At 37.2% G+C, this 21,293-nt stretch carries 19 protein-coding genes; 10 read left to right on the top strand and 9 right to left on the bottom strand.

The genetic code is table 11. The features are described 5' to 3' along the window. Nucleotides 1-2 precede the first annotated feature (2 nt). The 8 genes from Q763_RS11200 (at nucleotide 3) to Q763_RS11165 (ending at nucleotide 6,311) form a co-directional block, all read left to right on the top strand. Entirely contained in the window at nucleotides 3-608 is a 606-nt protein-coding gene (locus Q763_RS11200) for a thiamine phosphate synthase (protein WP_035134260.1), read from the top strand. Further along, a complete protein-coding gene (locus tag Q763_RS11195) occupies nucleotides 598-1,224 on the top strand; it encodes a thiamine phosphate synthase (protein WP_035134312.1) in 627 nt (208 codons plus the stop codon). Before Q763_RS11200 ends, Q763_RS11195 begins: the two co-directional genes overlap by 11 nt. After that, the gene (locus tag Q763_RS11190) at nucleotides 1,212-1,982 is read left to right on the top strand and encodes a thiazole synthase (RefSeq protein ID WP_035134258.1); all 771 of its coding nucleotides are present in this window, start codon (nucleotides 1,212-1,214) and stop codon (nucleotides 1,980-1,982) included. Before Q763_RS11195 ends, Q763_RS11190 begins: the two co-directional genes overlap by 13 nt. Before the next feature lie 8 nt (nucleotides 1,983-1,990). Continuing rightward, a complete protein-coding gene (gene thiH, locus Q763_RS11185) occupies nucleotides 1,991-3,109 on the top strand; it encodes a 2-iminoacetate synthase ThiH (protein WP_035134256.1) in 1,119 nt (372 codons plus the stop codon). A 9-nt stretch (nucleotides 3,110-3,118) separates the two neighbouring features. Next, nucleotides 3,119-3,829, top strand: coding sequence for a HesA/MoeB/ThiF family protein (locus Q763_RS11180; RefSeq protein ID WP_035134254.1), 711 nt, complete (start codon nucleotides 3,119-3,121; stop codon nucleotides 3,827-3,829). An 80-nt stretch (nucleotides 3,830-3,909) separates the two neighbouring features. Then, entirely contained in the window at nucleotides 3,910-4,815 is a 906-nt protein-coding gene (locus Q763_RS11175; protein ID WP_035134252.1) for a hypothetical protein, read from the top strand. Nucleotides 4,816-4,917: 102 nt separating this feature from the next. Beyond that, nucleotides 4,918-5,499, top strand: coding sequence for a PhnA domain-containing protein (locus Q763_RS11170; protein ID WP_035134250.1), 582 nt, complete (start codon nucleotides 4,918-4,920; stop codon nucleotides 5,497-5,499). A gap of 119 nt (nucleotides 5,500-5,618) precedes the next feature. After that, a complete protein-coding gene (locus tag Q763_RS11165; RefSeq protein WP_035134248.1) occupies nucleotides 5,619-6,311 on the top strand; it encodes an aspartyl/asparaginyl beta-hydroxylase domain-containing protein in 693 nt (230 codons plus the stop codon). A gap of 5 nt (nucleotides 6,312-6,316) precedes the next feature. On the opposite strand, the gene Q763_RS11160 is transcribed toward Q763_RS11165, so the two are convergent. From Q763_RS11160 to Q763_RS17505, 4 genes are all read right to left on the bottom strand, one after another. Further along, the gene (locus tag Q763_RS11160; RefSeq protein WP_035134246.1) at nucleotides 6,317-8,008 is read right to left on the bottom strand and encodes a carbamoyltransferase family protein; all 1,692 of its coding nucleotides are present in this window, start codon (nucleotides 8,006-8,008) and stop codon (nucleotides 6,317-6,319) included. A gap of 120 nt (nucleotides 8,009-8,128) precedes the next feature. Continuing rightward, nucleotides 8,129-8,542, bottom strand: a complete 414-nt coding sequence (locus Q763_RS11155) for a hypothetical protein (protein WP_035134244.1) — start codon at nucleotides 8,540-8,542, stop codon at nucleotides 8,129-8,131. 12 nt (nucleotides 8,543-8,554) lie between these two features. After that, nucleotides 8,555-11,263 carry a TonB-dependent receptor gene (locus Q763_RS11150; protein ID WP_035134241.1) on the bottom strand — a complete coding sequence of 903 codons (2,709 nt, stop codon included), beginning with the start codon at nucleotides 11,261-11,263 and terminating at the stop codon, nucleotides 8,555-8,557. A gap of 17 nt (nucleotides 11,264-11,280) precedes the next feature. Then, a complete protein-coding gene (locus Q763_RS17505) occupies nucleotides 11,281-12,102 on the bottom strand; it encodes a GLPGLI family protein (protein WP_052123405.1) in 822 nt (273 codons plus the stop codon). Between the two features lie 234 nt (nucleotides 12,103-12,336). On the opposite strand from Q763_RS17505, the gene Q763_RS17500 reads away from it, so the two are divergent. Together Q763_RS17500 and Q763_RS11135 are read left to right on the top strand one after the other, a co-directional pair. After that, nucleotides 12,337-13,824 (top strand): sensor histidine kinase, encoded by a 1,488-nt coding sequence (locus tag Q763_RS17500; protein WP_052123403.1) that lies wholly within the window; start codon nucleotides 12,337-12,339, stop codon nucleotides 13,822-13,824. Continuing rightward, on the top strand, nucleotides 13,817-14,509 hold the full coding sequence (locus Q763_RS11135) for a response regulator transcription factor (RefSeq protein ID WP_035134239.1): 693 nt from the start codon (nucleotides 13,817-13,819) through the stop codon (nucleotides 14,507-14,509). Before Q763_RS17500 ends, Q763_RS11135 begins: the two co-directional genes overlap by 8 nt. 17 nt (nucleotides 14,510-14,526) lie before the next feature. On the opposite strand, the gene Q763_RS11130 is transcribed toward Q763_RS11135, so the two are convergent. The 5 genes from Q763_RS11130 to Q763_RS11110 all read right to left on the bottom strand — a co-directional run bounded on the left by Q763_RS11130 (nucleotide 14,527) and on the right by Q763_RS11110 (nucleotide 21,169). Continuing rightward, the gene (locus Q763_RS11130) at nucleotides 14,527-15,114 is read right to left on the bottom strand and encodes a precorrin-2 dehydrogenase/sirohydrochlorin ferrochelatase family protein (protein WP_035134237.1); all 588 of its coding nucleotides are present in this window, start codon (nucleotides 15,112-15,114) and stop codon (nucleotides 14,527-14,529) included. Nucleotides 15,115-15,116: 2 nt separating this feature from the next. Beyond that, a complete protein-coding gene (locus tag Q763_RS11125; protein ID WP_035134236.1) occupies nucleotides 15,117-16,766 on the bottom strand; it encodes an NADPH-dependent assimilatory sulfite reductase hemoprotein subunit in 1,650 nt (549 codons plus the stop codon). Between the two features lie 12 nt (nucleotides 16,767-16,778). Beyond that, the gene (locus Q763_RS11120; protein WP_035134234.1) at nucleotides 16,779-18,491 is read right to left on the bottom strand and encodes a diflavin oxidoreductase; all 1,713 of its coding nucleotides are present in this window, start codon (nucleotides 18,489-18,491) and stop codon (nucleotides 16,779-16,781) included. Then, nucleotides 18,481-19,299, bottom strand: a complete 819-nt coding sequence (gene cobA, locus Q763_RS11115; RefSeq protein ID WP_035134232.1) for a uroporphyrinogen-III C-methyltransferase — start codon at nucleotides 19,297-19,299, stop codon at nucleotides 18,481-18,483. The genes Q763_RS11120 and cobA overlap by 11 nt, the downstream gene beginning before the upstream one ends. Before the next feature lie 595 nt (nucleotides 19,300-19,894). After that, complete coding sequence (locus Q763_RS11110) at nucleotides 19,895-21,169, bottom strand: MATE family efflux transporter (RefSeq protein ID WP_035134230.1); 1,275 nt, start codon at nucleotides 21,167-21,169, stop codon at nucleotides 19,895-19,897. Nucleotides 21,170-21,293: the final 124 nt, after the last annotated feature.

Here is a 21,293-nt window from a genome sequence, read left to right as displayed (position 1 = left end):
CCATGATTATAATCACACCTACACATAGTATAGCCAATGAGGCCGAAACCATTAATAACCTGTTTGAAGAGGGATTACCGCTTTTGCACCTCAGGAAGCCCGAAATATATACTTCTAAATTAAGAAGGCTTATTGAAAGTGTAGACAGTAAATACCATTCCAAACTGGTGTTGCACCATAACTATGAAATAGCGTCAGATTACAATATAAACAGGCTGCATTTCACAGAAAGGAACAGGGAAAGTTTTGAAAATATTTTGAAAGAATTAAAAACCGATGCCGAAATGATATATTCGGCATCGGTACATAACATGCCTGATTTTAATCAATTACCATTGCGATTTGATTATGCCTTTTTCAGTCCGGTGTATAACAGTATATCCAAGCCGGGACATAAGTCTAAAAATGATTTGGGAGAAGAGTTAAATCAACGTACTTCTTTTGATACAAAACTGGTAGCATTGGGGGGAATTACAGCTAACAACTGTGCTTCCCTGCTTACTATAGGGTTTGATGATTTTGCTTTGCTGGGAGGTTTTTGGCAGGCAGAAAACCCAATGGAGGAGTTTAGAAAATGTTTAAAAATAAGTAATGATTATGTACGATAAAATTCAGTATATATCTCAGGGGAATTCGATAACCGAACAGCTTAATAATATACAGCAGGTTCTTGATGCGGGCTGTACCTGGTTACAGTTACGTTATAAAAAGGGTACAGAGGCTGAAATGCGTAAGCTTGCTATTGCCACCAAAAAACTTATCGAAAACTACAACTGCACTTTTATTATAAATGACTATCCTGAACTTGTAGAAGCAACAGGTGCTGACGGAGTGCATTTGGGCTTAACCGATACGCCAATAGAACAGGCAAGAAAAATTGTTGGAAGAGATAAGATAATAGGTGGTACGGCTAATACGCTGGAAGATGTTTTACAAAGACATAGAGAACAGTGCAATTATGTAGGACTGGGGCCGTTTCGTTTTACCCAAACTAAGGAGAAACTGAGTCCGGTACTGGGGCTGTCAGGCTATAGTACTATTATGACCCAACTACAGGAAATGGAAATAAACATTCCGGTTTTTGCCATTGGCGGAATACAGCAGGAAGATATTCAGCCCATACTCAATACCGGAATTTATGGGGTAGCCCTATCAGGGTATATTACCCAACATGAAAATAAAAAACAACTATTAAATCAACTATATACACTATGCAGCCACTAACCATAGCAGATAAAACCTTTACGTCAAGACTGTTTTTAGGAACAGGAAAATTCGGTTCCAATGTTCAGATGGAAGAAGCTGTACTGGCATCAGGCAGTGAACTGGTAACTGTTGCGTTAAAACGTATTGATAGGGAAACCGATACAGATGCTTTACTATCCTGCCTAAACCATGACAGTATTAATTTACTGCCTAATACATCGGGTGCCAGAAATGCTAAGGAAGCCATATTTGCTGCTCAACTGGCAAGGGAAGCACTCGAAACCAACTGGCTGAAACTGGAAATACATCCGGATCCCAAATATTTATTACCTGATCCTATTGAAACCCTAAAAGCTACCGAAGAACTGGCCAAACTGGGGTTTGTGATACTACCTTACATTCATGCCGATCCGGTTTTGTGTAAGCGTCTTGAAGATGCAGGGACATCGGCAGTAATGCCATTAGGAGCACCTATTGGTACTAATAAAGGTTTGAAAACACTCGATTTTCTTGAAATAATACTGGAACAAAGTAATGTACCTGTTGTTGTAGATGCCGGTATAGGTGCGCCGTCACATGCTGCACAGGCAATGGAAATCGGTGCCGATGCCGTTTTGGTAAATACAGCTATAGCTGTAGCAGGAAACCCAAAACTGATGGCTGAGGCTTTTAAGGAGGCTGTAATTGCCGGAAGAAAGGCATATGAAGCCCAACTGGCAGGTACTTTACAAAATGCGCAGGCATCGAGTCCGCTTACTTCATTTTTATACGAATAATAGTACTGATGACAACATTTAAGGAAGTTTTTGAAAACTACGACTGGAATACTATAAGCAGTAGGCTAAATCAGGTTAAGGCAAGAGACGTGGAGAGGGTATTGGCAAAACCAAGAAAGGATATTAACGATTTTCTGGTTATGATTTCTCCTGCAGCCACTCCGTATCTGGAGCAAATGGCACAGTTAAGCAGGCTGTCAACCCAAAAGCGTTTTGGGAAAACTATACAGATGTATGCCCCTATGTACCTGAGTAACGAATGTCAGAATATATGTACTTACTGTGGGTTTAGTTTTGACAACAGGCTAAAAAGAAAAACCCTTACCGACAAAGAAATACTTATTGAAGCTGAAGCCCTGAAAAAGCAGGGGTTTGAGCATGTGTTACTGGTAACGGGAGAGGCTAATTATACCGTAAACATAAACTATTTTTTAAACGCTGTAAAACTACTTAAAAATGAGTTTGCCAATATCTCGGTTGAGGTACAGCCATTGAGTACAGAGGAGTATAAAGCGCTGCATGAAAGTGGAGTACATACGGTACTGGTATATCAGGAAACCTACCATAAGGAGGTATATAAACAATACCATCCAAAAGGAAAGAAATCCAACTTTGATTTCAGGCTGGAAACGCCCGACAGGGTTGGTACGGCAGGTATCCATAAAATAGGACTTGGTGTATTACTGGGACTGGAAGACTGGCGTATAGACAGTTTTTTTACCGCACTGCATTTGGATTATCTTCAAAAAAAATACTGGCAAAGCAAGTATTCGGTCTCTTTCCCAAGACTGCGTCCTGCCGAGGGTATTATCGAACCTAATTTCATTATGGACGACAGGGATATGGTTCAGCTAATTTGTGCTTACAGGCTTTGGAACGAAGACCTTGAAATATCAGTCTCTACAAGAGAGAATGAAAAGTTTAGGGATAATATAATTGCACTTGGTGCTACGAGTATGAGTGCGGGTTCTAAAACTAATCCGGGAGGGTATGTGGTAGACCAGCAGTCGTTAGAGCAGTTTGAAACCAGTGACGAACGTACTCCGGCACAAATTGCATCCATAATAAAATCAGTAGGTTATGAGCCTGTTTGGAAAGACTGGGATAGAGCTTACACATCTGTTTAAAATAGAATAATGATATCAATACAAAATATTTTACGTTACGGCAGGCAAATGCAATTGCCGGAAATAGGGGAGGAAGGTCAGGAAAAATTACTTAATGCCAAAGTATTGGTTATTGGTGCAGGCGGGCTGGGCTGCCCGGTATTACAGTATTTGAGTGCGGTAGGTGTGGGAACCCTTGGTATTGTTGATTTTGACAGGGTAGAATTACACAACCTGCACAGGCAGATTTTGTATAATGAAACTCATGTAGGGAGTTATAAATCGGAAACCGCTAAAGCTGTTTTACAGCAGTTAAACCCCGCTACAAACCTGATTGTTTATAACGAAAAACTCACTGCCGAAAACTGTGAAGACCTAATGGCTGATTTTGATGTGATTGTTGACGGATGTGATAATTTTACTACCCGTTATATAGTGAATGATTGCTGTGTTAAATTGGGCAAGCCGTTGGTATATGGAAGTATTTTTAAAAACGAGGGGCAACTGGCTTTATTCAACCATAACGGTAGTAAAAACCTAAGGGATATTTTCCCCGAACCTCCTAATCCTGAAGATGTGCCAAATTGCAGTTTAAATGGTGTTATAGGTACGTTACCCGGAATAATAGGTACTATGATGGGGCATGAAACTATTAAGGTAATTGCAGGATTGTCTACTCTTAATAACGAACTGGTATTATTTAATACGCTACACTGGAATTTTACTAAGCTTACCTTTTAAGGGTATCTTTTTTGTTTTTAATATATTGGTTTACTGTTTTTTATGTAACTTTAATAGTACTAACCAACACGATTGTCAAAATGAAAAGAGCCTTATTATTTTTTATGTGCTGTGTTTGGTTTTCTTTATCAGCGCAGGTTGACAGTGAAATTTACCTTGAAACTATAGCGGTACAAACAGAGGAGGAACTGCCTCAGTTTTATCAGGATGATTTACCCGCTTGGTATGCAAGGCGTTTCAGGCTTAATTTAGGTGTCTTTTTTCCGTTGAACAATACTCAGGTAAGGGTTGGTAATAATAACGGAAATTTGGGGACTACCATAGATCTTGAAGACGATTTGGGTTTTACCAAAACAAGTGCTTCATTCATGGCAGATTTTCAATGGCGTATATCACGAAGATCAAGACTGGTACTGGAATACTTTTATCTGAGGAGGGAGTCTTCTTATGTGTTAGACAGGGAAATAGAGTTTGGTGATAATACGTATCCTATTGATGCTGCTGTTACGGCTTATTTTGATACAAATATTGCCCGTTTGGCATATAGTTATGCCATTTTAAGCAAGCCTAAGTATGAAGCAGGACTCCTTATTGGTGCCCACGTTGTGTTTGGCGATATGGGACTTCAATTGGATACCAATATAGGATCGGTAGGGGTTGAAGATGATTTCAGCTTCACGGCTCCGTTGCCTGATATTGGTGCGTGGGGGGAATTTGTACTTTCTCCAAAGTTCGGACTGTATACTAATATAAATTATCTGGCATTGAAAATAGATAACATCAGGGGACGTATAATAAGCTATAACCTTTCAATACTCTACAATATATACCGTAACTTTAGCCTTACAGCTGGATATACCGGACTAAATATACGTGTAGATATAGAAAAAGAACGACTTAACGGATTTTTTAAATGGGGCTACAATGGACCCTCATTAACAGCGACTTACACCTTTGGTAACCGAATTCGTTTTTCAAAAAAGTAGTTTAGGGATTCATAACAAATTTTAAATTTTTAATAATTAATCTTTCAAAAACCTCAAAATCGTTTGGAATTTCTATTTTTGCAGTCCTAAACAATAAGAATAATGAAAATAGAAGAACAGCTTCAGCAACGAAGTGGTAATCAATGTGAATTAAGTGGTGCTACAAACGACCTTGTAATGTATGAGGTTCAGTCTATACATAAAAAAGGAATTGACAATACGATTTTAGTTACACAAAAATGCGTTGACCAGATTGAAAGAAGGGAAGAGCCTGATGGTTCTTTTTGGGAAAACATACTTCCTACTTCAATGTGGAGCGAAGTACCTGCCGTACAGGTTATGTCGTGGAGAATGCTTAACCGATTTAGAAATGAAAGCTGGGCTGCCGATGCTCTGGATATGATTTATCTGGAAGATGATAACCTGGAATGGGCTAAAGAAACCGGAGATCATTTAAGTGATGTTAATGCCCAACTTCATAAAGACAGTAACGGAAATATTCTGCAAAATGGCGATACTGTAACCCTTATTAAAGATCTTGACGTAAAAGGATCATCTCTAAATGCCAAGATTGGTACAGCGGTTAGAAACATTAGGCTTGTACACGATAATCATGAACAGATTGAAGGAAAAGTAGAGGGACAAATGATTGTGATACTTACCAAATACGTAAAAAAACAATAACACATTATAAAGAGTCGGTTAATCCGGCTCTTTTTTGTTTTTAAGGTTATTGTATAAATATAATACAGGTATAATTTGATTATCTTAGCAGTAATAACCAATCTAACCTTACTTATACCATGGATAAACCGGTACGCTATATAAAATTTCCTCTTACTTTTGATACACTTCGCCTAAAGGAAGACCTTGATAAGGTTTTGTATAAGAAATGGACAGCCCATTATAATACGGATAATTATTCGGGGAACTGGACATCGGTTGCACTGATGTCACAAAACGGAAAATCAGATTCTATTTATGCCGTACCGTCAGACGATGGTAAGCTTATAGCTACCGATGCTCTTGAAATATGTGATTATTTTAAAGAGGTTTTAGATAGGTTTCCGTTTGAGAAAACCGCAGTACGCCTTTTACAGCTTGAAGCAGGAGCTGAGATAAAACCACATACCGATAACGACCTTGGGTATGAAGATGGTAGTTTCAGGCTACATATCCCTATTGTAACTAATAGTGAGGTTGAGTTTATTTTAGACGGAAAGAGGCTTGAAATGAAAGAAGGCGAATGCTGGTATATCAATGCTAATTTTACCCATTCTGTAGCGAATAGAGGAACCGTAAACCGTGTGCATTTGGTTATTGACGGACTTCAAAACGATTGGACCGATGAAATGTTTTATAAAGAAGCTCCAAAAGAAAACTTTGATAAGCCGAAACCTGTTATTAGCGACGAACAGAAACAGCTTATGATAGCAGAATTGAAAAGAATGGACACTCCTGCAGCATTACAGCTTATTAAAGAACTGGAGCAATAACATAGCTATTTTTCTATTACATAATTTTCCAGTACCATAATATCTAGGGCGGTAATATCAAACAGGTTAAGGGCTTCCTGTGGTGTTTCTACTATTGGCATACCTTTTTTATTTAGGCTGGTATTTAGTAGTACCGCAATTCCGCTTTGTTTGTAGAACTCTTCGAGCAATTCTGCAAATACCGCATTCCAGCTTTCTTCTACAGTCTGTACCCTTGCCGAACCATTTTTATGAGTAACGTTTTTTAGTTGTTCCATATATTGCGGTTTGGTTTGGTCAACCAGAATCATATAAGGGCTGTATCGTCCTTTGGAGAAATACTCATTTACATGTTCTTTAAGCACAGCAGGAGCAAAGGGGCGAAAATCCTCCCTAAACTTTATATTACTGTTAATATGATCTTTCATACCGTTTACACCCGGATGCGCAAGTATACTTCGCCTCCCCAATGAACGTGGTCCAAACTCTGAACCCGACTGAAACCAGCCTACGGTTTTACCTTCATTAAGTTTATCAGCCACATAATGAACCATTTCATTTTTGGTACTAAACTTTTTAAAAGTATACTGAGAGTAATCTTTTAAAACCGATTCTATTTCAGCATCTGTATACTGTTTACCAAAACAGGTACTGCCGTTGTGTTTTTGTTTGGGCATTTTAAGGTGTTCAAGCCAACCGTAAAAAGCACAACCCAATGCCAGTCCGTTATCGGCTGCAGCAGGTTCAAAGTAAATGTTTTCAGTTACAGCACTGTCTTCCAGTTTGGCATTGGCTACAGCATTAAGAGCCACACCGCCACTATAACACAGGTTTTTATGAGGAAACTGTTCCAGTCTGTTTGTAATACATTGTATTACTGCTTTTTCAACCTGTTGTTGTGCCCATAGTGCAACATTAGCATAGTAGTTAAAATACTCCTTAAAATACTCGTATCCCTGTGACGGATTGGTAAACCTGTTTTTCCAATCGTTTTTTACAAATAATCTACCATTTAAAAATTCAAAAGCCTCAAAATCAAAAATTCCGCTTTCTCCAAAAGGGGCTAATCCCATTAGTTTACCTACATCGTCCATATCACTAAAAACATACTTACTAATAGTAGAATAAAATCCGCCTATGGAGTGCTGTGTTGTTGGCAAAGTAAAAGCAGTTTCCTGTAATTTAGACATAGGACTGAAATCCTTTACTAACGGGATAAGCTCAGTACCGTTATAGTGATAAAAGCTATCCTTTTCACAAAACATTTCCATTGGATTAAGTATTTCTTCTGGAACATGTTTTTGCTGATCAGGGTGTAGTTCTAAAAACTGTTCTAAAGGGCTGCCACAGCCATCAATAACCATTACAGCACATTCATCAAAAGGAGAAGTACCCACAGCGCTGTAGGCATGTGCCAAATGATGGGATATATTTACGATTTCGGGTTTATCGGTTTCGGCAAATACTCTTTTTCCTTTATAACGGTCTCTTTCAGGAATTTCAAAGTTGGCACATTGTACTACAAGCGTAACATCTTTTAGTGTTATACCTTCGGCATCCAGACAGTACTGAACAGCCTCTGTATCATTACCACCATCATGTTTTATGCGGGTTAGTCTTTCCTTTTCAATAGCGACACAAATATGTCCGTCTTTTAATAAAACTGCCGATCCGTTGTGTGAAAGTCCGGTACCTAAAACATAAACAGGTTTACTCATTATAAAGCTTGTATTAATGGGGGTATTGTTAGGTTGTAAATATACCCGAAACCTAGATTTTTTTTGCAGGTATAAGTACCTGAAAGGTAAAAACAGGTGTTTCCAACCTAACTGTCAATTTTATTGCCCTATTACCTGTGTGGTTATTTCACTATCATCGAGCAGATTGAATTCTTGTATTTTATTTTTTTTGTTAAACAGGAAGTTACTTGTTACCTGTTCTTTAGTTTTTGGTTCAACAAAATAAAGGTAAACCCTTGTACCGTTAGTCTCTTCTTTAACCTTTGTTACTTTATAAGAATCAAAAGGAGGAAGCTGCTCTATAAGTTGAGGCAGTATTTGTTTTTCAAAACCTTTAGGCATACCGGCTATGGTAAAGTTTTCTGCTAAAACAGTATTTAGTTTTGAAACATCCTGATTTTGAAATGCTTTTAGTACAGTATTGAGTTGTGGCTCAAACTTACTGCTGTCCTGTGCTGTGCCTGCTACAGACACCAACAGGGCAAATACGAAATAAATAATTTTTGTGGTCATAACTGTAATGAATTAAAGTTTATATGTTAAAAAGAATAGCAGGTATCTTGGTTGTACAGTATACAATGAGGTACTGCTGGAAAACTGACTGAAATTGTCGCTGTTTATAGTTTTTGTATTAAGTAAATTAGTAGCACTTATCCTGTAATCCCAGGCACTGTCTGGCTTATGGTAGGATAATGAAAGATCAAGAAAATCATATTTATTTTTAATGGTTTTAGAGTGGTTGCTATAGTTGTACAACTGATAGTTAGATACTAAGCTAAAACCGTTAAGGAAATAATACTCCAATTTGGCATTTGGCCTGTGGGTTAAATAAGTATCATTAGGGTAATTACTTACGTTTAATGAGTATCCAAGCGTTAGTGAGGGTAAGTCGTTAAATGTGGTAGTAATGGCAGCACTGTATTTTTGGTTGTATGACTCCAATGGTGATTCTGTCCACTCTCCGGTTTGGTCATTTTTCTGAATATTATAAGCTTTAGACCATCCTAAGTTTGCTCCGAGATTTATTTTATAGTTCCTAAACACCGATCTTCCGTAACCAACTGAGGCTGTGAGATCCTGATTGGCATACGCCGAATTGAATGATGTCTGTACACTGTTTATACCATCAAAGTCGGCTTTAGCATTAACAGCATCAGTCACTTTACTGTAATTAATACTGGCGTTAAGATGACTCATGTTAAACGAGTTGAAGTTTTGATAGTAAAGCGAATGTTTTTGTGAAACCGAATTGTTTAACGCCCTGTTACCGTTGTAAAGACTGTTGTAGCTGTTTAAAAAGGTTCCTTCTGCCAGGTAGGTTATATCGGTAAAGTTGTTTACCAGTGCAAAATCATAACGTATGGATTCGTTTTTACCAATTGTATAGTCAACATTAAAATCAGGTAGCAACCTTGTGAAATTATTTTCATAATCAGTACCTAATTGATTACTGGTGGTATTGTAAGTATGAAAAGTAACTCCCGGATTGAAAGTGAAATCACCTAATACAAACTTATAGTGAATACCTGCAAAGACATCATTAAACCTGTACCTTACCTTATTATTTAGCGTAGCATCATTAAAATCGTTTTTAGTACCATTGTCCAGTAACTGGAAAATGTGTGAATTAAAATTTTGATAGGCATAAGTATTAGCAAAAGTGAAATTAAGCTGATTTTGTTTATTAATAAGATAGTAATAATCCAGCTTGGCATCCAGTTTACTTGTTTTTACAAATTTTTCCTGATTAAGATTATTCCTTTCCTGCCCTGCAATAAACTCAGGGAATACAAAGGGAGTTTGTTGCTGTATGGCATTATAAAACGGATCTTCATCCTGATACAGTTGTTGTACGTTAAGCGCAAATACATTTTTCTCGTTTTTTGAGGTATGGTATATATCCAGATTCTGACTTAGGGAAAACGGATTTTTTGAGTTACTGTCGGTTATTTCCTGTCCCTGTTCAGTATTGGGATATACAGTGGTATTGCTGTAATTACGGGTGTTTAGTTTGGAGCCCTTTACAAACAAATCGTAGTTTGCCTCAAATCGGTTATTAGGTTTAAAATTACCATTCAGTTTAAGCAGTGCCAAAGTGTTTTTACTACTGGCAGTACTTTCTTTGTACTGGGTTGTTACAGCCTCTCCGGTTTGGGTATTCAGTATGGAGCTTAGTGTGTTATTTTGAGTATCAATACTATTATTAGAAAGGATTCCAAAACCGTTAAAACTCCATTTTTTGTTTGGGTTATAGCCAAAGTTAGCAGCATTAAAACGCGATGTGACTTGTTTTGCCTTATTATTTTGCATGATAAGCGACTCTAATTCGGGAGGGATTACAAAAAAGTTACTTCCGCCTTTTTTCATAAACTGTTTTAACCCGCCGGAGAACTTAAAGTAATCTTCAAACGTAAAAGGTATTTCTCCTGTATTATTATAGTTTCCAATAAGATTAACCGAATATTTTGGGCTGTAATAAAACAGGTTAGGGTTAATAGCAAAGCGTTCGTCCGGACCTGCGCCTGCTGTAATATCTCCAAACCAAAAGTTCTTTTTACCTTCTTTCAGTTTAATATTCATGGCAACGTTATCCTTATTGTCTTCTACATATTTAAGCTGGCTTACCTCATTATAGTTTTTTAGCACTTCAATTTTATCTACCGCATCAGCAGGAATATTTTTAGTACCAATTTTGGTATCGCCGTCAAAAAAATCCTTACCCTCTACCATCAATTTGGTAACCTGCTTACCTTCGGCAATAATATCGCCTTCTGGTGTAACCTCTATACCCGGTAGTTTTTTAAGTACGTCACCCAGTTTCCTTTCAGTACCGTTAGTAAACGAGTCAGAGTTATATACAATAGTATCACCGCTAATCCTTACAGGGATATCATGTACAATTTCTACGCCTTCAAGTAATACCCCTTCCTTAAGTTTTATTTCCCTTAAAATAGGCCTGTCGCTAGTTGTAAGTTCAAACTCTTCTGGCTCAAAACCTATAAAGGAAGCCTGTATCCTATATGTAGTGTTCTTTTTTAATCCCAGTGAGAACTTTCCGCTCTCACTGGTTATACTGTATGCTTCCGTCTCATTGTTACTGCTGTTTAAAGCAAGTACATTAGCCATTTCCAGAGGTTGACCCAAGGTGTCTTTCACAAAGCCTTCAAATTTTATACTTTGAGCTTTTAAGCCTGTAGCAGCAATAAGAACCAGCAATAAAATAAAACGTTTCATGGTTGTTTAGTTTTTAATTAATTACCTATTACTTCAATTTGGAAACTACCATTACCGTTAGGGTACTTACGTTTCATATCTTCCTGAATCTCTTTCATTTTCTGTTCAGATATTTTTTCAAACTCCTTAGCAGTAAGCTTTTTACCCTTTTTAGGTGCTTTTATTTCAGGTCTTTTTTTAGGATTAAGTACAATTTGGGAACAAAGTATGGTTTGGGCTCCGTCGTTTAACTCAAGGATGAGTCCGGGTAGTCCGCCATAATTGGCAGGACCAAACTGAACCGGAATTTGTGGAGTATACCAGGCAGTTATTTCTCTGTCTTTAGGAGTTTGATTACAAGCGGTTTTTGCCTCTTCTCCTTTTAAAATATAAGTAGCCTTATAAGCCGTGTAATCACCTATTTTTTTAGTTTCCTGAGTTATTTTCCACTTGTAGTTGTTAACAGAATCGGTTATCAGGAAAAGCTTGTCATACAAATCTACCTGTGCAATACTTATCCCTTCTTTTAGGTTGGTATAATTAACCTGTTCACCACCTTCGGTCTGAATAATTATGCTGCTGTTTAGATCAACCGATTTTGGAGTTTCTTTTTTCTCATACAAAGACTCTGTTTTATTAAAGTTAAGTGTATAGGTATTTTGTCCTACTGCCTCAAGCTGTTCTTTAATGAGGGCTTGCATGTCTTCCGGAATTTTTTGAGCCTGATCTTCGGGAATATCAAAATCAGGCATACTTAGCTTAGTTTCATAAGTAACAGTTCCGAAAAAGTCCTGTGCCTGTGTAGGCAGACTTAATAATAAAGCCAAAATGGCTACCGATGTGATTATTAATTTTTTCATGGTTGTAATATTTTTTTGTTATGGTACAAAGTAAGTTCAGCCTGTTTTTTTATTGAGTTAACTAAGGTTAACGAGTGTTACCGTTCTTAAAAAATGAAGGAAATCCTTTATTAACAAGGGATATCGGGAGTTTTGACAGCAGAAAAGGGAGTTTGGGATAACTACTTTGTATAATGAAAGTTAACGTATGTTAACCGGCATGAAAAATGGTTTTTTGTTGCTATTTTTGAAGTTATGAAAAGAAGCAGTCAAACAAGGTTGATCTATTTTATAGGTATAGTTATCCTGATAACTTTATCTATCCAAGCCTATTGGAATGTAAAAAATTACAAAGCCAATAAAGTTGTGCTTACTAATGAGGTCCTTTCGGGGTTAAACAATAGTATTGATGCTTATTATGCCGATTTAGTAAAAACCGACATTAAAGGCAGAGCCTCTACAGATACTACTTCGGGAGAGCGACGTACTATTACTATTGAAGCAACATCTGACGAAAATCTTGATGACTTGTTGGACAGCCTTAAAACAAAATACAATTTTGAGGATTCAGATATGGTATTTGCCCAGTCTGGTATGGGAGATAACAGGAATATCACTATTACATCTGAAACAGAAGCCGGAACTAAAGGACTTAATACTATATTAGGACATAATATTATGCCTATAGACAGCCTGACTCAGCTTACGGAGATGGCTTCAAAAATTGTGGTATCCATGCTTAATCAGGATGTAGAGCTGGATAAGCTATCAGGCTATGTTAAGGATGAGTTTGAACGGAAGGGATTTCATTTTGATTATGCTCTTTCGCAAACAACAAATCAGGAAACTATTAATACATACAATAACCCTGACGACAGTAAATTTAAATTGTCGGTTGAGGCAAAATCAGGTTACCTGGCGCGTAACAGTGCCATAAATATATTCTTCCCTAATATTACGTTATTGGTATTAAAGGAAAGTTTTGCAGGTTTGTTTCTGTCATTTTTACTTTCGGTATTTATCATTGCATGTTTGTTGTATCTGTTAAAAATTATCAGTCAGCAAAAACAGATTATGCTTAGTAAAAATGATTTTATAAGTAATATTTCCCATGAGTTAAAAACACCTATAGCAACATCCATGAGTGCTCTTGAAGCTATTCAGCGTTTTAATAATGATGAAGACAGAGAGAAGACCGACAGGTATTTGTCTATAGCATCAGGTCAGCTAGGTAAACTGAATATAATGGTAGAGAAAATATTAGAAACCGTATCTCTGGACACCAATAGGCTTGCTATTGAAAAGGAGGAGTTTAACCTTATTGATATGGTTAAGAGTGCAGTTGAGAAACATCAGTTAAACACGGATAAAGAAATACTTTTTGTTGCCGACAGGGACGAATTAAAAGCAATGGCCGATTTGTTTCATTTTGAAAATGTACTTTCCAATATTATCGAGAATGCTATTAAGTATGGAGGTGATAAAATTACGGTAAGCATAAAAGCGAATTATCTTAATGCCGATATACTGGTAACTAATAACGGAAAACCGATAGATAAAAGCCAAAGAGAAAAGATATTTGATAAATTTTACAGGATACCTACCCAAAACAAACACGATGTAAAAGGTTATGGTATAGGACTATACTATTCTAAAACCATAATGGAAAAACACAAAGGAAGCTTAACCCTGTTACCAGATACTAAAGAAACCACATTTAAAATTACCCTGCCTTATGCCTGATACCATTAAAATATTATTAGCTGAAGACGAGCCATCGTTAGCACTTATTGTAAAAGAAAGCCTTGAAACCCGAGACTTTGAAGTAATAGTTTGTGCTGACGGTGAAGAAGTCCTGCAAAAATATAACGAAGAGAAACCGGAGTTACTGGTGCTGGATGTTATGATGCCTAAAACAGATGGTTTTGCTGTTGCCGAACAGGTTAGGAAAACAGATAAGAGGACACCCATAATATTTCTTACGGCAAAATCACAAACTAAAGATGTTGTTGAAGGCTTTCAACATGGGGGTAATGATTACCTTAAAAAGCCTTTTAGTATGGAAGAACTCATTGTAAGGATACATGCTTTGCTTAATAGGGTAGTGGGTGGTAGTGAGGAAATAAAAAAGGATGACGATATTGCTATAGGGAGTTATGTATTTAACCCTACCAAACAAACGTTAACTTATAAGGATGAGAGCGAAGTACTTACCCATAGGGAAACAGAGGTGCTTAAACATTTGTATCAAAATAAAAACGAAATGGTTACCCGTTCTTTTATCCTTAATGATATTTGGGGTAATGACGACTTTTTTAGCGGAAGAAGCCTGGATGTTTTTATTTCAAAACTTCGTAAAAAACTAAGTGCCGATCCGGCGGTACAAATTATAAACAGTCGCGGATTTGGCTACAAGCTTATTTGTTAACCAAATCTGCAACGTATTTATTTTTCATGTATGCTTTTTGTGAAAGACGCTGTAATTGCATTCAGTTCTTTTACTTTGGCAGCAAAGTTTCCTTTTAAATGTTTCCTTATTTCATTAAGGCGCTCAATAATTACATTTACATCATCGGGGATTTCCTGTTCCAAATATTCCCTTATGCGCCTTGCCAATACGGGAGATTTACCGTTTGTTGAAACGGCTATTTTCAAATCCCCCTTATTTACTATTGAACCCAGATAAAAATCGCACAGTTCCGGCTGATCGGCAGCATTTACCAATATGTTTCGTGAGTTAGCCTGTTGTTTTATAAGTCGGTTAACATCACGATTGTTTGTCGCTGCAATTACATAATCTGCCCTGTTGAGGTCGGTTTCCTCATAAGGTTTCTCATATAGGTTAATATTTGTGTGATTATCAATAATAAGGCGCAATTGAGGAAGAACCTCAATTGCTACCAGATTAATATGTATTTTGGGATTTTGGCGCAGTAATGTCTCAACCTTTTCAAGACCTACATTACCACCGCCCACCACTAAAAAGCGGGCGGTTTCTGTTTTAAGAAATATGGGGAAAAGTGTATTGCTCATAATTAATTATTGCTAAAAAATTTACGATAGGTAAAATCTCCAAAAAGCTCTCCGTTAGTACGTTCGTTAACATATTGTAGTAACAGGTTATCTGTTTCTTCAAGTATTTGTTGTTCGTTTAATTTCTCTTTGTATATTTTGTTAAGACGTAATCCGTAGCGGTCACCACCAAGCATAAAGTTATACTGTCCGGGACCTGTACCAACAAAGCCTAGTTCGGCAACATACGATCGCCCACAGCCATTAGGACACCCGGTCATCCTTATTGATATTTCCTCTTCGCTTATTCCGTGTTTGGCAAGTAAAGGCTCAATTTTGGTAACCAGTTCAGGCAGGTAACGTTGTGCTTCGGCCAGTGCAAGCGGACATGTAGGTAAAGCCACACAAGCCATAGAGCTTTTTCGTATTCCGCTTTGATTGGTTTCAATAGCATATTCATCAATCAGTGCCTGTATGGCTTGTTTGTTTTCGCTTTCAACTTCCCCAATAATAAGGTTTTGGTTAGTGGTGAATATAAAATTGCTAATTTCCAGTTTTGAAACCTTATACAGAAACTCTTTTTGATGCGGTTGTACAACGCCATTTTCAATAAACAGGTTGTAATACCATTTGCCCGCACTGTTTTGTTCCCAGCCGTAGCGGTCGTTACGCTCGGTAAAAGTATAAGGGCGCTCTTCCTGTAATTGGAAACCAATACGTTTTTCCAGTTCTTCCTTAAAGCCCTGTACAGTCATACGGTCTACCGTATATTTTAAACGGGCCAGTTTACGGTCACTGCGGTTACCGTAATCTCTTTGTATGGTAAGAACCTCATATACTGCTTTAAGTGTTTTTTCTTCGGTATCGGTAAAACCTATTACCGTTGCCAGTCTTGAATAAGTATCGGGGTTACCGTGTGTGGTTGAAAGTCCGCCACCTACGGCGATATTAAACCCTCTAAGCTCATTATTCTCAATAACGGCAATAAGGCCAATATCATTAGTAAAAACATCCACATCATTTGATGGCGGAATAGCTATCCCTATTTTAAATTTACGTGGCAGGTAACGGTCTTCATACAACGGATCGGCTTCAGATGAGCGATCGTATATTTTCTCACCATCTACAAACACTTCATAGTACGACTGTGTTTTAGGTAACAGTAGTGTAGATATTTTATCGGCATACTCATATACCTGCTGATGGATAGGCGAAACCTGTGGATGGGCACTTACTGTTACATTGCGGTTTACATCACCACAGGCAGCGATAGAATCGAGCGCAGCGGTATTAAAAGCCTGTATGGTAGGCCTTATTTGATGTTTTAAAAGACCGTGTAACTGTACGGTTTGCCTTGTGGTAATTTTTAGAGTACCGGTACCATATTGTTCAGATATATCGTGTAACGACTGCCATTGCTGTGCATTGATTATACCTCCCGGTATACGAAGACGTATCATGAACGAATAAAACTTATCCAGTTTTTTTTCAGCTCTTTCGGCACGGCGGTCACGATCATCCTGAACATACATACCATGAAACTTTACCAGTATCTCATCGTCAGGTCTTACATTACCGGTGTGTCCGTCCTTTAAACTTTGTTTAAGGGTACCCCTTAATCCGTCACTATTTATTTTAATGCCTTCGGTAGGCGATAGTTTTTTATTGCTCATTTTTTTCAGATTTTAATAAACGTCTTTTTGATATTTACCTTCCAGTTCAAGACTTTCCAGTACTTGTTTTGCTTCTTCTACAGGTATACTTCTTTCATTGGCAATTACCTCAATGATAGTATTTTCCACATCCAGACTCATAGGTGCTTTTTGTCCGCAAATGTATATTGAGGCACCATCCAGTAACCATTGGTTAAACTCGGCGGCATTTTCCCTAATCCTGTCCTGAACATATATTTTTCGCTCCTGATCGCGGGAGAAAGCACCATCAAAACGAGCAAGAACTCCGGTATTAAGCCATTCCTGTATTTCTGTTTGGTAATAGAAATCGAGTGTAAAATGCTGTTCACCAAAAAACAGCCAGTTCCTGCCATCGGCACCTGTAATATCACGTTCTGCCAAGAAGCTTCTGAAAGGTGCTATACCTGTACCCGGACCAATCATAATAATATCAGTATCGGCATCAGGAAGCCTGAAGTTATTGTTACGATGTATGTAAAAGTCAATCTCTCCCTTTTTAGGTATATCAGTTATATATTGAGATGCCAGTCCGGTTTTAACCTTATTGTTAGCTACAAACCGGTTAAGGTTTACTGTTAGGTGTACCTGACCTTCATGTGCTTCAGCCGATGATGATATGGAGTAAAGCCTTGGTGCTATAGGTAGAAGTAATTCTAAAAGACTTTCAATTTTAATATTAACAGGTACAGGGTTCTCGATAAGTACATCAAGTAAATCGGCTTTTTCATAAGATATGTTTACTCCAAGAAGCTCACCTATGCTGCTTAATGTTTTTTTACTAAGCCCTTTAATATTGAGCTGTGTAAGCCAGTTAAGTAAGGTATCGGTTTTATCCTTAAAAGTAACTTTCCTGTCGGGACTATCAGTGAAATATCCTATTATCTCAATAACCGACTCATAACTGTTTTTAGGAATTATTCCCAGCGCATCACCAGGCTCATAAATAATGTCTTCGTCACCGGTTATTTCAATATGATACGTTTGCTTGTTAGAGCCATGGTCGTTTAATATTACCTTGTGGCTAACAGTTCCTTTATAGTCCTTTTTATGCGGAACAGTAGTTTTTACGGGAGCTTCACTAACAGTGATAGCAGTACTATTGTTTTGAAGTAAGTTTAAGAGTTGTTGCTGCCAGTTTGCAAACTCTTCACTGTAATCCACATCAGATTTTACAAGAGGCAAAATACTTTCTGCTCCCTTTTCCTGTAATGCCTCATTAAGCAATACAGCGGCATTACAAAACAGAGGATAGGAAGTATCACCCAGCCCGAAAACAGCATACTTTAAATTATCGAGTTTAATGTTTGAGGCAACAAGCTCTTCATAAAAAGCAATAGCATTTAAAGGAAATTCTCCTTCTCCCTGCGTACTGATTACAAACAATAATAGTTCTTCCTTCTCCAGTTTAGATACACTATATTGTACTATATCGGTCGATTTAGATTGTATTTTACTCTTTTTAAATGCAGCATGTAATGACGATGCTGCTTTTTTAGAGTTACCGGTTTCGGTACCATACAAAATGGTAGGTTTCAGTGTAACTTTAGGTTCAGCATTATTTAAGGCAGGAATGGATGGGGCAGTAGTAGTACCCTTTACAGCCTCAAGGTAACCTGTAAGGTAACCGTTTGTCCATATAATCTCGGTATCAGTTGCATTTGCAACCAACTGTTGTAGTAGTGTTAATTTGTTTTCAGACAGCATTTTGGTATATGTTTTTGTGATTATCAAAATAAGATGTACTTGTAGCTCCTTCCTTTATCCAGGCATAGTGTTCATGTAGGTTTACTACATTTCCTATAATTATAAGGGTAGGTACATATTGAAACTCAGGCAGTTTTTTATGTCTTATATCACTAAAGGATAGAATAGTGGTTTTTTGATTTGGGGTAGTAGCCTGCTGTACTATGGCAATACCTTTTTCAGGATCTATACCAAAGGAATATAGCTTTTGGGTAAGTTCCAGTAGCTTTTGCCCACTCATGTAGAAAACAAGTGTATCATCTGTATCGGCCCATTCGGTCCATTGCTGGTATTTTACATTACTAAGGTCATATAACGTTAAAAAGCGTACCCCGCGAGAATACCCTCTTGCCGTTAACGGGATGCCGGTATAGCTTGCGGCTCCCAGTGCTGCAGAAATCCCGGGGATAATTTCATAAGGTATATTATGTAGCTTCACTGTTTTAAGTTCATCAAGTATGTTTGAGAACAGGGTAGCGTCGCCGCCTTTAAGGCGCAGTACCAGTTTGCCTTTTTGTGCAAACTCTACTATAAGCTGGTTAATATCCTGTTGTGGGGTGTGTATACCCTTTGAGCACTGTTTACCAACGTAAATTACAAGTGCATCTTTCCTTGCATTTTTTTCAATAAGCTCGGGAGATACAAGCCTGTCTGTTAGTACTACATCTGCTTGTTGCAGGTATTTTAAAGCCTTAACGCTAATTAGATCGGGATCGCCCGGACCCGCTCCGGCAAGTATTACCCTGCCCAGATAACTTTGAGTGTTCATAATCGATTTAATTATGGTTTATGAGAAAAGAATGATATGACGGCAAACAAAAAAGGCCCCTTTTTGCAAAGAGGCCTTTTTTTGTTTTAACAAGCGGAAGTAATTAACAACAGCAACAACAAAGCATACGGCTCTCTGCAGGATTCTGCATACAACACATCATACAACACTTAGTTGTATTTGTATTTGCCGTTATGTTTGTTACTATTTTCATTGTTGTTGTTTAAAATATGGGTATAAAAAAAGCCTTCCCGAAACGGAAGGCTTTTTAACTAAAAGTATATTGTGTTTTACAATTTATACCATAGCAGTAACCTCCCCACATTTAGCGCAGCAGTTACATGGCATACAAACTGTAAATAAATTTTTCATAATCACTCTGTGAATTGTAAGGGCAAATGTAATTATTTTTTTTATCCAACAAACAAAAAGGTGTGTTTTTTAATCAGTTTGAATGAAAATCACCTTAAAAAGACCAGAAATAAACGAAAAACACCCATAATTGCGCATTATGGGTGTCATCATAAAAACCAAATCAACATTATGAAAAAAATTTACTGATATTTTGTTTGTGTGTTTGTATTATATATTCTAGTTAAGTGTTTAGCAATCTGTTTTTCAGTTTATGATAAAAAAAGTATCCAACTTGGAAACTCAGCAGGCATAACATTGCAATTATCTGTACATTAATAACCTGCTCTAAAGAACTATGATATAATACAATCAATAATATTTGTGTACAGCCCAATAAGGCAGATATAGCAACCGGAAGGTATTTACCTATGGAAAGGAAATAGTAAGCAAAAATGTTTGCTACGGCGAATATAGAAGTCGCTACAGCATATTTCCATAATAACGGAGCTACACTAATATATTCGTTACCAAAAAGTAACTTAACGGCTGTTACAGGGAACAGAAACGTAGCAAAAACAATTAGGACCGAAAGCGATGTTACATAACTAACATATTTAAAAAGTATTCGTGTAGTATCGGCATCTTCTTTATGCAGTTTAATAACCTTAGGTAAAAGCATCATTACAAACATCCAGGCTACAAAGTAAACCATACGGCCTATAAGTGCCAGTGATGCATACAGTCCGGCTTCAACATCATTAAAATAATGCTTAACTAATAGTATATCGCTGTTATTTATTATAATCTGCGAAAGCTCATAAAAGCCCGTTAACATAAAAAATGTCATTATAGGTTTGGCATCGGCCTTATCTTCTACAGATGCAAAAGTAAAAGCATCATGAACCAGATTACTTTTAAAAGGTATTAGTCCGAATAAAAGTGAGATGGCAATACCCATAGCAACAAAAACCGAAGATGTTCCAAAGGGAATAAGTAATACAAGAGCTAATGTAATAATAAGCCTGCTCAGCATTTCTGTTTGGTACGTAACAGATAATCTCTTTAAATCATTTTGTCCCTGATACAACCCTCTGTTTATACTCATTATGAAATACAGGGGAAGCCCCATCCCGAAAATGGTAAACATAACAGATGTTTGGGTATTAAATATTTGCTGTAGTGTATCGGCCATCATAATAACACTGATACCTAAAAGCAATCCGGCAGCAAAGGCCAGCCTTACAATAAACCGTTTAAAGGAAAATAATTTATTGTACTTGAGTACTACAGCATATTTTGCGGTAACAATTTGAAATGTCATACCCGCAAATGAAAGCACTAATAACAGCGTAATAAGAATTGCAGCATCAGAAAATGCAGCAGGTCCTAAAACACGTCCCAGTATAAGATTATAAAAGTAATTTCCGGCATTTACCAAAAGTACAGATAACATAAATACCTGCTCCTGGCTAAGCCTCTTTACAATTGTTGAATGAGTAGTAGTTGTAGCTTTCATAATGCATTGGTTTTATTAGAATGATACACGCAAAACATTTTGTGGTTTTGTATATACAAATTTCATTTTACTAATTGATTTTTAGCAGATATTTCGATTAACGGAGCTTTTGTATAGTTAAATT

The organism is Flavobacterium beibuense F44-8, from assembly GCF_000769915.1.
In the GTDB taxonomy this organism is placed as follows: Bacteria; Bacteroidota; Bacteroidia; order Flavobacteriales; family Flavobacteriaceae; genus Flavobacterium; species Flavobacterium beibuense.
Note: the sequence above shows the minus strand (reverse complement) of the source record. Positions and strands in the feature narration are given on the sequence as shown.

Coding starts and splice junctions, on each gene's coding strand:
- Q763_RS11200 (WP_035134260.1), top strand. CDS start 3: ATGATTATAATCACACCTACACATAGTATAGCCAATGAGGCCGAAACC.
- Q763_RS11195 (WP_035134312.1), top strand. CDS start 598: ATGTACGATAAAATTCAGTATATATCTCAGGGGAATTCGATAACCGAA.
- Q763_RS11190 (WP_035134258.1), top strand. CDS start 1,212: ATGCAGCCACTAACCATAGCAGATAAAACCTTTACGTCAAGACTGTTT.
- thiH (WP_035134256.1), top strand. CDS start 1,991: ATGACAACATTTAAGGAAGTTTTTGAAAACTACGACTGGAATACTATA.
- Q763_RS11180 (WP_035134254.1), top strand. CDS start 3,119: ATGATATCAATACAAAATATTTTACGTTACGGCAGGCAAATGCAATTG.
- Q763_RS11175 (WP_035134252.1), top strand. CDS start 3,910: ATGAAAAGAGCCTTATTATTTTTTATGTGCTGTGTTTGGTTTTCTTTA.
- Q763_RS11170 (WP_035134250.1), top strand. CDS start 4,918: ATGAAAATAGAAGAACAGCTTCAGCAACGAAGTGGTAATCAATGTGAA.
- Q763_RS11165 (WP_035134248.1), top strand. CDS start 5,619: ATGGATAAACCGGTACGCTATATAAAATTTCCTCTTACTTTTGATACA.
- Q763_RS11160 (WP_035134246.1), bottom strand. CDS start 8,008: ATGAGTAAACCTGTTTATGTTTTAGGTACCGGACTTTCACACAACGGA.
- Q763_RS11155 (WP_035134244.1), bottom strand. CDS start 8,542: ATGACCACAAAAATTATTTATTTCGTATTTGCCCTGTTGGTGTCTGTA.
- Q763_RS11150 (WP_035134241.1), bottom strand. CDS start 11,263: ATGAAACGTTTTATTTTATTGCTGGTTCTTATTGCTGCTACAGGCTTA.
- Q763_RS17505 (WP_052123405.1), bottom strand. CDS start 12,102: ATGAAAAAATTAATAATCACATCGGTAGCCATTTTGGCTTTATTATTA.
- Q763_RS17500 (WP_052123403.1), top strand. CDS start 12,337: ATGAAAAGAAGCAGTCAAACAAGGTTGATCTATTTTATAGGTATAGTT.
- Q763_RS11135 (WP_035134239.1), top strand. CDS start 13,817: ATGCCTGATACCATTAAAATATTATTAGCTGAAGACGAGCCATCGTTA.
- Q763_RS11130 (WP_035134237.1), bottom strand. CDS start 15,114: ATGAGCAATACACTTTTCCCCATATTTCTTAAAACAGAAACCGCCCGC.
- Q763_RS11125 (WP_035134236.1), bottom strand. CDS start 16,766: ATGAGCAATAAAAAACTATCGCCTACCGAAGGCATTAAAATAAATAGT.
- Q763_RS11120 (WP_035134234.1), bottom strand. CDS start 18,491: ATGCTGTCTGAAAACAAATTAACACTACTACAACAGTTGGTTGCAAAT.
- cobA (WP_035134232.1), bottom strand. CDS start 19,299: ATGAACACTCAAAGTTATCTGGGCAGGGTAATACTTGCCGGAGCGGGT.
- Q763_RS11110 (WP_035134230.1), bottom strand. CDS start 21,169: ATGAAAGCTACAACTACTACTCATTCAACAATTGTAAAGAGGCTTAGC.